The following is a 13,439-nucleotide window of genomic DNA, read 5'->3' as shown; positions in this document are numbered from 1 at the left end:
TTATTATGTATAAATTTATATAAAGTGAAACTTCAATCAGTAAGGTTTTCCCCTACGGATTAGAAGAAACACAAGCTAAGTACCCGTTAATTGCGGGAAAATTAATTTTTAATCTATATTAAATTTTTCACTATTTGTTCATACCTAAGCGAAAAAGGTTAAATACACTCTTGAATCGTAGCACATTAAGCTCATAAGTTCAAAACAGTTATACTATTTTTAGCATAGTTAGGTAAAAACAACTGAAATGAACAAAAGCGCTAAAGCGCCCGTTCAGCTCCGACAGACATTGGAGGGCCCGACGCAAAAGTAAACGCTTCACCACTTTTGCCCGAGGGACCGAAATGGCCGAGGAGCTGGCGCTTGAGCCTAGACGTAAAAAAGAGCAGCTCTCAGTTAGACTGAGAGCTGCTCTATGTACCTCGAGAAACTGAATTATTTTACAGCGTCCTTAAGTGCTTTACCTGGCTTGAAAGCAGGTACTTTAGAAGCAGCAATTTCGATTTCCTTACCCGTTTGTGGGTTACGACCTTTACGTGCTGCACGCTCACGAACTTCAAAGTTACCAAAACCGATTAATTGTACTTTGTCACCCTTTGCAAGAGCATCTTGAATTGTATCAAATACAGCTTCAACTGCTTTAGAAGCGTCTTTTTTAGAAAGACCTGCAGCTTCAGCAACAGAGTTTACTAATTCTGTTTTATTCACACCATTCACCTCCTCTCAAAGGGTCATGAATCTAAATCCTGTAAAAAGATTAACATACAGAAAACCGCGACGCAACTGAATTCCTTCATGTTTTGCATATATTTCATCATTTTTTGAAAAAAAACTAAAATTACAGGACAATTCACCTATAAAAGTGAACCGCCCTGTAATTGTAAGTACTTCCTATTCAATTAGTATGTTAGATAATAAACGTGATTAAACCTCTTTCGCCTTCATTTATTAATCTTTCCAGCATGAGGCGCATTCTGTTTTTCGCATGTGTCGGAACACTTTTCATTTTGAAACGAATACTTTCCGTCAATACTTCATGGAGCGGTGTTCCGAATAATTGTGTTTGCCATAATGCCTGACGGTCAAATTCATAAGCATGCTGCAAGTCTTTCAGCAGGTGCTGACTGTGGAATTCAGATCCGATCAACGGCGAGAATTCCGCTTCCATATCAATTCGAATAATATGATAAGAAGGAGCTTTCGCCTTCATACGAACACCATAGAAATTGTTTTGCTCAATCAGCTCCGGCTCGCTCGGATCAAATTCATCCATCGCAGGCAATGTGACACCATAGCCGTGTTCCTTCGCTTGTTCAATCGCATCGCGGAATCTTCGCTGTGCCGCTTTTGCTTCTGAAGCTTCCTTAATAAATAGGAGCCACTCTTTCTTTGTATCGACTGGTTTTTCAAGCCATTCTGTACATGCTTCCTTATAGTAATCGTTGTGAATGTTGACACGTAATGTCGCAATCCCCTGTCCAGCATCAATATTTTCAACGGTACAACTTTCTACAAAATCAATTTCGCGAAGCAGTTGACTTGCTGCTTCCACATCACGGATTTTCATTGCATCATCTTGTAATTGCGCCGTTGCAAATGCCAATGTTTCATTTAAATGGTGAGTATCATCTAAAACATCCAACCAATCCGGTTTTTCAACTTGAATTTCATTCACATTAAACTCAAATAACGCTTCTTGCAAAATAAGCATCACATCGTTCAACTGCATATGTTGAATGGCTGTCGGAATAACAGGAACATCATATTTTTGTGCCAGGGCATTCTGTAAATGTAGTGTTTCAGTAGAATGCGGTGTCGTACTATTGAGAACAATAACGAAAGGCTTTCCAATCTCTGTAAGCTGCTCAATAATTTGCTGTTCCGCTTTTTCTACGGCCGCTCGTGACATGCCGTTTACTGTTCCATCTGTTGTCACAACAATCCCGATATTGGCATGATCCCGAATTACTTTATCCGTACCGATTTTAGCAGCCTCTTGAAACGCTATTGCTTCATTATGCCAAGGTGTTTGCACATACTTCGGTCCTGACTCATCTTCATAGCCTTTTGCGCCATCAATCACATAGCCAACACAATCTACCATTCTAACGCGAAACGGTATTGCACTTTCCCCAAAGGCAACCGTAGTTCCCTGTGCTGGGACAAACTTTGGCTCAGCCGTCATAATTGTAGGTCCAGGTGAGCTTTGAGGAAGTTCATCCATCGCTCGCATGCGGTCCTCGGCATTTTCGATATTAGGTAAAATCACGCCTTCCATTACCTTTTTAACAAACGTCGATTTCCCTACCCTAACCGGTCCTACAACGCCGATATAAAGATCACCATTCGTACGCTCTGCCAATTGCTGAAAAATATGCTCGCTAATTGTATTGCCTCCTTTATATACCGTAATCTTCTCCAATTAGAAGTATTCATTATCAAAACACTATATGTACTGACATTTTTAAATATGAAAAAGGTGTGCAGAAAGATTTAACTTTTTACACACCTTTTTTTGTTTAATTTTCTTTTTTCGTCGGATCATACATAATGACAGGCTCATTGTTTTCATCTACCGTGTACGGCAATGAGTAAGCTGGAACGACCGGGAAGTTTTCCACCAAGATTTCGCGAATGTCTTCTCCCGGCTCCGCTGTTATATTATTGTCTTTCATATACGTATATAAATCGATTGAATAATCGACATACAAGTCCCCTTCAGCAGATACGACAATCGGCAGCTGATTGTTCGAATAAGGACTTTGTACAGTTATATCTTCTTCATAGCCAATATTCTTAAAGTTAACCGTGTAGACATGCTCAACTATTTTATCTTTGAATTGCGGATATGTTGTTCCTTTGAAGCGGATATTAATTTCGCGAATACGTTCCGGTGTGCGTAAATCGACGAGCTTTACTGTTGGATTTTCTTCCGGATCCCAAATAATATATTGAAAAATACCGCCCTTTTCATAGGAATTTGCAGGAGGGGAGCCAATATATTTTGGAACAAGCTTTTCAAAGTCGATTAAGTATTTAATGAAGATGTCTGTATCCTGGTCACGAGTTTTAATCGGAAGAACCCCTGTATCTTCGCGATATTCATTGACCGCACGCTGTACGCTGGCAAGCATATCGACATCCGGCCTTAAACTGGACTGGTCAAAGTTTGTCGGTGAGCCGCAGCCGGTCAACACTAAAATGACCAACGACAATAGAACAAACCATTTTGATGATCTCATATTATGTATTTCCTCCTATATTAGTTCGGCCATGTAAGCACGACAAGAACCATTAACAATGTGCCGATAAAAAACATGACATAAGCTACTAATTTCATTAAAAATGACAAAACCATATTATGTACCCACTTACGGACTGCTGTAATAATGAGAATTGATACTAACAGTAAACCAATCGAATAAAAAGAAATCCACATAACATCTAACGCATGCATACTCGCTAATGGGCCACGTGCAGAATTTAAAAGTAAATTTGATAGTGGATTCATGAGCTGCAGATTGTGTTGCACATTAAAACCGCCTTTCCATTTATTGTTGATACCGCTAATAATTATAGCCTTTTCAGGTAAAAAAAAACAGGAGGCATACAAGTATCCCTCCTTATTTGTGACAAATTATTAAATTAATTGGAAATCCTGAAAAATATACTAGTTCAGCTCATCTCATCAATTTCGCTTTTTTTCGTCCGCAGCATTAATGATTCAACCAATGCTCTCGGTTCCATATTATTGAACAGCACATCATATAGAGCTGATGTAATTGGCATAGAAACATCGTATTTTTTTGAGAGCTGATATGTCGCCTTCGTTGTCCGTACACCTTCGACAACCATTCCCATCTCATCCAGTACTTGCTCAAGCTTCATTCCTTTTCCGAGCATATTGCCCGCGCGCCAGTTTCGGGAATGGACACTTGTACATGTAACAATTAAATCGCCCATCCCAGTCAGTCCAGCAAACGTAAATGGGTTGCCCCCCATTTTAACACCTAGCCGCGTAATTTCTGCGAGACCGCGTGTAATCAGGGCAGCCTTTGCGTTATCACCGAAATCAAGTCCATCCGTCATCCCTGCAGCAAGCGCAATAACATTTTTAAGTGCCCCGCCAATTTCAACACCAATTACATCATCATTCGTGTAAACACGCAAATATTGATTCATAAATAAATCCTGCACTTTTTCTGCAGCTTCTAAGTTTTCGCAAGCAGCAGTTACCGTAGTCGGGTGTTTCAAAACGACTTCCTCCGCGTGAGAAGGACCAGATAAAACAACGATATCACTTACCGCATTTTCAGCAAGGCTTTCTTTCATCAGCTCTGAGATACGCATTAATGTATCCGGCTCAATCCCTTTAGATACATGGACAAATAATGCTTTTTCAGTTAAATACTCCGAAATGTTGCCGCAAACTTCGCGAATCCCTTTTGTCGGTACTGCCATAACAATCGTAGAACCGTGTTGCGCTGCCTCTTCTAAATTTGAAGTCGCCTTTAAATTACTTGGCAATATCGTATTCGGCAAATATTTTTTATTTGTATGCTGTTCATTAATCTCAGATGCCTGATCTTCGCGATGCGACCAAATTAACGTATTATGGCCGTTTTCAGCTAAAACAACGGCCAGTGCCGTTCCCCAGGAACCGGCTCCTAAAACTACTACATTTTCCATTAAAAAAACCCCCAATTTCACTTAAAGTCATTTAAAATTTATCCTTCAAGTCAAACCCTATTATGAACAAAAACGCTAGTTCATTTACATAAACTAGCGCTCTTTTTATTGATTTAGTCACGAGCACGTGTAATTAAGCGTATCGGAGTTCCTTCAAAGTCGAAAGTCTCTCGGATACGGTTTTCTAAAAAGCGCTCGTATGAGAAGTGCATCATTTCCGGTTCATTTACGAATACAACGAATGTCGGTGGTTTAATCGCCACTTGTGTTGCGTAGTAAATACGTAAACGACGCCCTTTGTCTGTTGGTGCAGGATTACGTGCGATCGAATCTTCAATTACTTCATTTAAAATTGATGATTGAATACGCATTGCGTGGTTTTCACTAACACGCTTAATAATCGGTAAAATATTGTGTACACGCTGTTTTGTTTTAGCAGATACAAACACGATTGGTGCATAATCTAAAAACAGGAAATGCTCACGAATTTGTTCTGTAAAGATATTCATCGTTTTCTCGTCTTTTTCAATCGCATCCCATTTGTTTACAACAATAATGACTGCTTTACCAGCTTCATGTGCATAGCCAGCGATTTTTTTATCCTGTTCCTGAATGCCTTCATCTGCATTCAGAACAACTAAAACAACGTCTGAACGTTCGATTGCGCGCAGTGCACGTAGTACCGAATACTTTTCTGTTGATTCATAGACTTTCCCTTTTTTACGCATACCCGCTGTATCAATAATGACATAATCTTGTCCATCATATGAGTACGGAGAGTCGATTGCATCACGAGTTGTCCCTTGAATTTCACTTACAATAACGCGGTCCTGACCTAAAAAGGCATTCACAAGTGAAGATTTCCCAACATTCGGACGCCCGATTAAAGAGAATTTAATCGTATCATCATCATATTGCTCTTCATCCGGCTGCGGGAAATGTTTCGCACATTCATCCAATAAATCCCCTAAGCCTAATCCGTGCGAACCTGAAATTGGCCAAGGCTCACCGAAACCTAATGAATAGAAGTCATAAATCATATGACGCATATCCGGGTTGTCGATTTTATTAATTGCCAAGACAACCGGTTTTTTTGTTTTATATAAAATTTTTGCTACTTGCTCATCTGCAGCCGTAACACCTTCACGTCCATTAGTCATGAAAATAATAACGTCCGCCTCATCAATCGCAATTTCCGCTTGTTGGCGAATTTGCTCTAAAAACGGCTCGTCTCCAATTTCAATACCACCAGTGTCGATAATATTAAATTCATGTGCTAGCCAATCAGCCGAACTATAAATACGGTCACGTGTTACACCTGGGATATCTTCCACGATCGATACACGTTCTCCAACAATTCTGTTAAAAATTGTCGATTTACCTACGTTCGGACGTCCTACGATGGCGATTACTGGTTTTGTCATCTGTACTTCATCCTTCCAAACTCTTGTCTTTCCGTATTATACACGAATTTGACTATTATATCATTTTTTCACAACATTCAAAATCGATTTCGATTTATCGACAAACTTTTCGAGGCGCGTGATTTTCTAAAATACTCAAGAATTATCTAATATATTTTTATTTGTTCGAATAAGTAGCCAGCTTTCTAATATATTTCCCGAAAGTTCTAAAATGAATGCCACTTGTTCAAATAATGCTTGCAGTTCTTCTAAAATATCATTTTCTTTTTCCAATAAACTAATAGATCGTTCTAATAAAATTCGCCTTACAGCTATACCAATAGATTTCCCCAGCAAAAAACCGCCCATATAAGGAATCCTTACACGGGCGGTTTTGATTTTATTATTTTTTAAATCCTTTTAGCTGATCACCGATGACATCGCTGAATGAGAAGCCTTTATTTTCTTCCGGCAGTTCATAATCGAAATCCTCGTCACTCGCTGAATCTTCCTGCAATGCTTTAATGCTCAGTGCAAGTCGTTTTTCCGCCTCATTTACCTCAAGTACTTTTACTTCCACCTCTTGACCGTCTTTTAAAACTTCATGTGGTGTCGTAATATGCTTGTGGGAAATTTGAGAAATATGAACAAGTCCTTCTACTCCAGGGAATACTTCTACAAACGCGCCGAATGTAACAAGACGTTTTACAGTACCTGTTAAAATTGCGCCTTTTGAAGCCTTCTCTTCAATGTCTGTCCAAGGACCAGGCAACGTATCTTTGATCGATAATGAAACACGTTCATTCGGAATATCCACTGAAAGCACTTTTACAGTTACGGATTGTCCTTCCTGTAATACCGTCGAAATATCTTCAACATGTTCATGCGCTACTTGTGAAATATGGACTAATCCATCAATGCCGCCCAAATCAATGAACGCACCGAATTTTGCCAAGCGCTGAACTGTACCTTCAAGCATATCACCCTGATGGATGTTTTGAATCACTTGTTGCTTTTTCGACGCTTTTTCTTCATCCAGTACTGCACGATGAGATAAAATGAGTCTGCCTTTTTCTTTATCTAACTCTGTAATTTTTAAACGTAATGTTTTGCCTTTGTAATCCTCAAAATCTTCGACAAAATAATCTTCAACGAGTGAAGCCGGAACGAAACCGCGTACGCCTAAATCGACGACAAGTCCGCCTTTCACTACATCTTTCACTTCTGCTTCGAATACTTCACCAGATTCGAATTTCGCTTTTAAATCATCCCACGCATGTAGTGCATCTACTTTGCGTTTCGATAATACAAAATTCTCTTCTTCAACTTTCGTAATCATAAGCTCTAGCTGATCGCCAACTGAAACTATATCAGAAGCTTTTTCAATGTGTAAGCTTGAAAGTTCGCTAATAGGTATAATCCCGTCGAATGGTGCCCCCTCGACCGAAACCGTTACTGACTTCTCTTCAACCTGTTCAGCAACACCTTTCACAATATCTCCTTCTTGAAATTTTTGGTTTGACCCTAAATTCATTTCCTCAGACATATGTAGCCCTCCTTCGCGTATTCCACTTTTATTTTATTCGATAAGTTCTACAAAGACAAAAAATAACCCTTTATTTTCAGAAATTTCGTACGTTAGCTTCATTTTTTAATAGCGGTTACTGCATTTTTTGCTGCGCTAATTTCAAAATTTCCTGTGCCGCTTCATCAATTGATAAATTCGTCGTATCTAAAAATAAAGCATCTTCTGCTTGGATGAGCGGTGAGGCTTCACGTTCACTATCAAGCTTGTCCCGTAAAGCAATTTCCTTCTGTAATGATTCGATTGTTGAAGGAATACCGCGGCGTTCATTATCAAGGAAGCGTCGATGTGCACGTTCCTCAACTGTTGCAGACATGTAGATTTTAAGCTCTGCATCTTTGAGTACATGTGTCGCAATATCTCGTCCATCCATTACAACGCCGCCATCAGCAGCCAGCTTTTGCTGCATCGCTACGAGAATTTCACGAATATTCGCGTGTGCCGCAACTTCTGAAACATTTGCTGTAACTTCATTTGAACGTATAGCCTGTGACACATCTTGTCCATCCACAAAAACGAGTTGTCCCTGCTCAGACGGTTGTAATGTAATCGCCGTTTGCTGCAGCATTTTTTCAATCGCTTCTGCGTCATGTAATTGTATGTTTTCTTTCATCGCTTTATACGTCACTGCCCGATACATTGCACCTGTGTCGATATATGTAAATCGAAGTGCTTCGGCTACAATTTTTGCAATGGTACTTTTCCCCGCACCTGCAGGACCATCAATTGCAATTTGAATTTTTTTCATCATAATTAATTCCCTACTTTCCGTTGCTATTGTATCATAACCGAAAAAATTTTTACCTTCTTTACGCTATATTTTTTTGAAAAAAGCTGCTCCTCCATACATACCGGATCAACTTCCGTCACATTAGTTTTACTTATTTAAAAAGGTCTAAAAAGTATGATACTTTTTAGACCTCTCGCTTATAATTCATTCATTTCTTTCTTGCGGATCATTACTTGTCGTTCGAAGCAAAAACGGACAATTTGCTGCTTATCATAATCATCCGTATCCGTGAAATTCAATGAAGCCATCATCATTTCATTACGATTGAACACGTTCACTACTCTCGCATCTGTTTCTACATATCGAATTTCACCATTTATAAATGGCAGGACGACAAAAGCCTTGACTGTATCACCTTCAGTAAAATTGACCGGTGACTTAATATGAATCAATGACCCTCCAGCGCTAATGTCTTCAGCTGCAAGCTGAAATTTCTGTCCTTCATGTTCAATTGCAATATCTACAGGTGTTTCCACACGAACATATTCGCGACGCTGAATTTTAATAAATTCTTCAGCAGGTGGACATGCAAGCAGTATCATCTGAACATTGCCGCCTTTACGTCCTAAAACTTCCGTATTAAAGCAGTAGCTTTCTTTTTTTTCCGTACTGAATGTTGCACGGAATTGTGCGCCATCAATTAAAAAAGCAATTTTTTTAGTTGCCGTATTAATTGGATAATCGATAAAAATCATATTGTCCTGTCGATCGACAACACGACATTTAAATTTTTCGACCCTTTCCGTATAGGTTGGCTCCAGCGTTAGTTGCGTTCCAATTTTTAGTTCCATTTGCCTCTCCCCATAAGAAATTATTCATACTTTATTATCTCATGGGAATGTAAATATAGCTATATTTTTACAATTAATTTCACTGGACCTCGCACCTGATTCAAGGTACTAAAACACTTTTTCATTTTTAATTACTTCATGTGTTTCCGCATCGATTACAACACGATACGTATCCTGTGTCTTATTGTCGAGCCTTGCAATAACCTCATAACATTTACGAAGTTCCAGATTTCCATTGCCTGTATAAATTTTTTGCACTTGTTCAACACCTACATGATCAGCAAAAAATTTATCCCAATCTATCGGTACTTCGCTTTGTTCTTTAATTTTTTCTTCCTGAATATATTCCATTGCATTGACACCTAAAATCTCCGCGTTATCCTTCGCAATTTTCACTTGAATACTATCCGGGTAAATTAAAGCTTCATCATCTCCATGCACTCTTGTAAATACGAGATGCCATGCTTCATGATTTTCTCGTGATTCGGAAAGCTTCACATCAGTGTATCCCACTTTATTCATAAAACTTTTTGCCGTATTTAAAATTTCTTCATGTGAACGCGCATCCTTTTTAACCGGTCGTTCAAGCAGGAACGAAAGAAGATGGCCTCCACTTTCAGTTATGTCGGCATACCCGATTTTGGAACCATGGATAAATTGAATATGATAGAACGGGTATGGTGCATCATCACTGCTTTTCGTAACCGTTACAATCGAATCGTCGATATTCGGGAAGAAGTTTTTAAATTTTTGAATGGCTTCGTTTTTCGTAATTTTTTTATCTTTTAAATGCTGTAATTCACGCTTTTTTTCATAGTCCGATTCACTCGCCGTTAATGGAAAATCGGTTTCATTATATGTTTTCAATTGTTTTGATACGTTCATAAATGGTGAATCTTTAAGATTGGTCGTTTGATTCGTTGACCATTTTTTTAAATTACCATCATTTACATAAAATGCGACTGTGGCAATATTCCATTCCTCTGCGAAAGAATGTAAATTGGAAGCAACCGTTCCCATTTTATTGCGCCAGTTTTCGTAGTCTCCCGTAGCAGCCGCTTGTTTTGCATTATCACCGATTTTCCCTAAATAACGCATCCATTCATTTTGAACTTCTGCCTGGATCGGCAAATTCGCAACAGTTTTTCTTAAATCACTGCTCATCCGCCAAATGGAATCCAATTCATTATTTAATGCTTTTTCATCCTTAAAGAGTAAAGATTGTTCCACTGTTGTATGCAATGTCGATAACTTTTCAGTCGCTGCCGAGAGATCCCTTGATTGGGTAGCATAAACAGCTCGCTCCAAATCTTTATTCTGTGTAAATAAATCAAAGGATACAAAGGCTAATATAACAACAAATAAACCTAATAAATATGCAAATTTTTTCATGTTTTTACCCCCGCCTATAAGCAGAAAATATGCTCACCAATTTGTTTGATTTGAGGTCTCGACCAAATCCATTTACTCGTCGCTGTAACAGGATTAAAATAATACAATGCATTCTCGGATGGGTCCCAGCCGTTGATCGCATCCAGTACTGCCTGTTTGGCACGTTCATTTGGAGTAAGCCAAATCTGACCGTCCGCAACCGCTGTGAAAGCTAACGGCTGGAAAATAATTTCCGAAATCGTATCAGGAAATTCAGGGGATTCCAAACGATTCAAAATTACAGCTGCAACAGCAACTTGTCCTTCATACGGCTCGCCTCGCGCTTCCCCATACACTGCATTCGCTAAAATTTGCAAGTCCTGTTCTGTATAGCCTGGCGGCAGCTGCATGGAGGTTGTATTATTTGCACTTGTACCGCCATTTCCGCCTTTTTTCACCTGGTTTTCCAATGCTATTCCGCCGTAATACGTAAAGCTGTTCCCTGCATTGATTTGTTTATGAACCCATGCTTTATCAAAATCCGAATTATTTTCAAGCTTTTCCTTCGTCGACCTTCCGGCAATTCCGTCTACAGGTAGCCCGTACTGCTCCTGAAAATTACGAAGCGCCCAATACGTTCCGTAACCAAATTTCCCGTCAATTTTTCCATTATAGTAACTTAAATATTGAAGTCGTGCCTGTAACTCGATTACATCGTCACCAAATGCACCCCGTTGCACATCCTGACCTGAAAATGCAAATGTATGACTTACAAAACTACTTGATATAATGAATACGAACAAGACGATTTTTTTCACTGACATTTCCACTCCTTTTTCAGTAGGATGGAGAAATTTGAAAAGTTTATACATTGTAAAGTTGATTTTTAAGTCTATTGAAAATATTTTCTTTACTCGTTTTTCGTTTGCTAATAAGATTTTTCACATAGAAAAAGGTTTGCTACAAAAACATTTGTAACAAACCTTTAATAAATGATTGCTATAGGATAAAGTGAAACTTCAATTTCGAGACAGATAAATTACTACCCGTTACTGCGGGATAAATGTTCAATTAGATGTTCGTGTGCCTGCTTTACTTTGCGCAGAGCAAATGTCCATAAGAACAGCATAAACGGCAACATCGCATACAAAAAGTATTCTTCTAACATTAATATCGAATTATAGATAATATGAAGTCCAACAGGTGCAAAGAGTGCAAGGGCGATATACCTCTTCTGTATTTCTTCACTTGAAAACTTCCCTTTTCCGTAATAGTAACCCATGACTACACCGAACAGTGCATGACTCGATACCGGCAATAACGCACGCATAAAAGCTTGATCTATTCCGAAAGATAGTAAGTAGAGAACGTTTTCCACAGTAGCAAAGCCTAATGAAACAGCTGCCCCATACAAAATACCGTCATAAGGATCATCAAACTCAATATGGCGTAAGATTACGGCAAGAATAATGAGCCATTTCACAAATTCTTCTATCGAACTGGTAAATACGGCATTGATAAAGAATGGATTCGAAAATGTCTGTTCTTCTTTTATAACGAACTGTATAAATAAAACGGGGAATGTAATAACCCCGCCATATATGAAGGAATGCATTAATGTACGCCGTGGCTCGGTATCCATCTCATTGCGTAAATAAAAGTAGCTTAAAAGGGCTAAACCCGGCGCAATCGCTGCTGATAAAAGTATAAACATCATGCCGGCTCCTTTCGATTCTAGGCTCTTATTAGTATAGCACTATTTTTTTCAATGCAGTGTAGCATACCCATTTTTTGTATAGAAAATATAAAAACTCGGCTACTTTCACACCGAGTTTTTATTGTTAATGCATAAATGTATCAAAGTTCTTATTACCGTTTGCAATCATTAACAGGAGCTTGAGGCGTGCTTTTTTCGGATCAAAATCCCCGCCCATAATGACACCGGCATCCTTCAAATAATTCGCACTACTGTAATAATCATAAGTCGGGAAAACACGCCCTTCTTCTGTCGATGTCGTCAATACAACTTTCGTTCCTTTTTGGCATAGCTTTTCGATCGCGCCCATCATTTTTGGGGCAACTTGACCTCGACCGGCACCGACAAGCACGACACCTTCAACATTTGCTTCGTAAAGGGCATCCAAAATAATAGAACTTGCTCCAAGATAGGCAAATACAATCTCGACAGCAGGATAGCTTTCTTTTATTTCATATACTTCTTTATGGGTTGGCTTCTGGTATATAATTACCTCGTCGTTATCGATAAATCCAAGCATGCCATAGCCAATTGCCCCAAAGCCGTTAATACTTGATGAGTGCATCTTCTTTACGTATTTGGAATGAATGATCTTTTCATTAAAGACGACGCAAACCCCTATATTTTTTGCTTCTTCATTTGAAGCAACCAATAATGAATTACGCAGATTGGAATAAACATCTGTACCAATATCGCCAGGTGATTTTTGTGAGCCTGTTACAATAATTGGACGTTCATCATGAATTGTCAGCTCTAAAAAGTAGGCTGTCTCCTCTAAGCTGTCTGTACCATGCGTAATGACAATTCCGCTCACCGATTGATCATTAAAAACATTTTTAATCGTTTGATTCAGTAAATTTAAATTTTCAAATGTCATATGCATCGATGGGATTTGATAGAGATCAATCAATTCAATATCCATCTCATTTTCCAGCTGGCACATTGATAAAATGGCTTGGCCATCCAGTTTGCCGGACTCGAGTTTGTTTTTATTATTGCGAGTACTCGCAATCGTTCCGCCTGTCGTAATAAGCACTACTTTTTTCTTCACAAT

At 38.9% G+C, this 13,439-nt stretch carries 14 protein-coding genes; all 14 read right to left on the bottom strand.

Annotated features, from left to right (window positions below):
* Window positions 1-435: 435 nt before the first annotated feature.
* The gene (locus tag MKY07_RS06430) at window positions 436-708 is read right to left on the bottom strand and encodes an HU family DNA-binding protein (RefSeq protein WP_004232618.1); all 273 of its coding nucleotides are present in this window, start codon (window positions 706-708) and stop codon (window positions 436-438) included.
* A 199-nt stretch (window positions 709-907) separates the two neighbouring features.
* On the bottom strand, window positions 908-2,422 hold the full coding sequence (gene spoIVA / locus MKY07_RS06425) for a stage IV sporulation protein A (RefSeq protein WP_008404922.1): 1,515 nt from the start codon (window positions 2,420-2,422) through the stop codon (window positions 908-910).
* Window positions 2,423-2,519: 97 nt separating this feature from the next.
* Window positions 2,520-3,242 carry a hypothetical protein gene (locus MKY07_RS06420; RefSeq protein ID WP_008404923.1) on the bottom strand — a complete coding sequence of 241 codons (723 nt, stop codon included), beginning with the start codon at window positions 3,240-3,242 and terminating at the stop codon, window positions 2,520-2,522.
* Window positions 3,243-3,262: 20 nt separating this feature from the next.
* The gene (locus tag MKY07_RS06415) at window positions 3,263-3,532 is read right to left on the bottom strand and encodes a DUF2768 domain-containing protein (protein ID WP_148271517.1); all 270 of its coding nucleotides are present in this window, start codon (window positions 3,530-3,532) and stop codon (window positions 3,263-3,265) included.
* A gap of 143 nt (window positions 3,533-3,675) precedes the next feature.
* Window positions 3,676-4,689 (bottom strand): NAD(P)H-dependent glycerol-3-phosphate dehydrogenase, encoded by a 1,014-nt coding sequence (locus tag MKY07_RS06410; protein ID WP_008404925.1) that lies wholly within the window; start codon window positions 4,687-4,689, stop codon window positions 3,676-3,678.
* 113 nt (window positions 4,690-4,802) lie between these two features.
* The gene (gene der / locus MKY07_RS06405) at window positions 4,803-6,113 is read right to left on the bottom strand and encodes a ribosome biogenesis GTPase Der (RefSeq protein WP_008404927.1); all 1,311 of its coding nucleotides are present in this window, start codon (window positions 6,111-6,113) and stop codon (window positions 4,803-4,805) included.
* A gap of 135 nt (window positions 6,114-6,248) precedes the next feature.
* On the bottom strand, window positions 6,249-6,461 hold the full coding sequence (locus MKY07_RS06400) for a hypothetical protein (protein WP_339264132.1): 213 nt from the start codon (window positions 6,459-6,461) through the stop codon (window positions 6,249-6,251).
* Between the two features lie 34 nt (window positions 6,462-6,495).
* Window positions 6,496-7,638, bottom strand: a complete 1,143-nt coding sequence (gene rpsA / locus MKY07_RS06395; protein ID WP_008404928.1) for a 30S ribosomal protein S1 — start codon at window positions 7,636-7,638, stop codon at window positions 6,496-6,498.
* A gap of 115 nt (window positions 7,639-7,753) precedes the next feature.
* A complete protein-coding gene (cmk, locus tag MKY07_RS06390) occupies window positions 7,754-8,428 on the bottom strand; it encodes a (d)CMP kinase (RefSeq protein ID WP_008404929.1) in 675 nt (224 codons plus the stop codon).
* Between the two features lie 176 nt (window positions 8,429-8,604).
* On the bottom strand, window positions 8,605-9,258 hold the full coding sequence (locus MKY07_RS06385; RefSeq protein ID WP_008404930.1) for a flagellar brake domain-containing protein: 654 nt from the start codon (window positions 9,256-9,258) through the stop codon (window positions 8,605-8,607).
* A gap of 108 nt (window positions 9,259-9,366) precedes the next feature.
* Window positions 9,367-10,650 carry a PepSY1/2 domain-containing protein gene (locus tag MKY07_RS06380; RefSeq protein WP_339264131.1) on the bottom strand — a complete coding sequence of 428 codons (1,284 nt, stop codon included), beginning with the start codon at window positions 10,648-10,650 and terminating at the stop codon, window positions 9,367-9,369.
* Window positions 10,651-10,664: 14 nt separating this feature from the next.
* Window positions 10,665-11,453, bottom strand: a complete 789-nt coding sequence (sleB, locus tag MKY07_RS06375) for a spore cortex-lytic enzyme (protein ID WP_008404932.1) — start codon at window positions 11,451-11,453, stop codon at window positions 10,665-10,667.
* A gap of 218 nt (window positions 11,454-11,671) precedes the next feature.
* Window positions 11,672-12,343, bottom strand: coding sequence for a glutamic-type intramembrane protease PrsW (gene prsW / locus MKY07_RS06370; RefSeq protein WP_014824315.1), 672 nt, complete (start codon window positions 12,341-12,343; stop codon window positions 11,672-11,674).
* A 127-nt stretch (window positions 12,344-12,470) separates the two neighbouring features.
* Entirely contained in the window at window positions 12,471-13,436 is a 966-nt protein-coding gene (locus MKY07_RS06365) for an asparaginase (protein ID WP_008404935.1), read from the bottom strand.
* Window positions 13,437-13,439: the final 3 nt, after the last annotated feature.

Source organism: Solibacillus sp. FSL W7-1472, from assembly GCF_037969775.1.
In the GTDB taxonomy this organism is placed as follows: domain Bacteria; phylum Bacillota; class Bacilli; order Bacillales_A; family Planococcaceae; genus Solibacillus; species Solibacillus silvestris.
The sequence above is the reverse complement of the archived record's forward strand: the minus strand, read 5'-3'. Positions and strand labels throughout refer to the sequence as shown.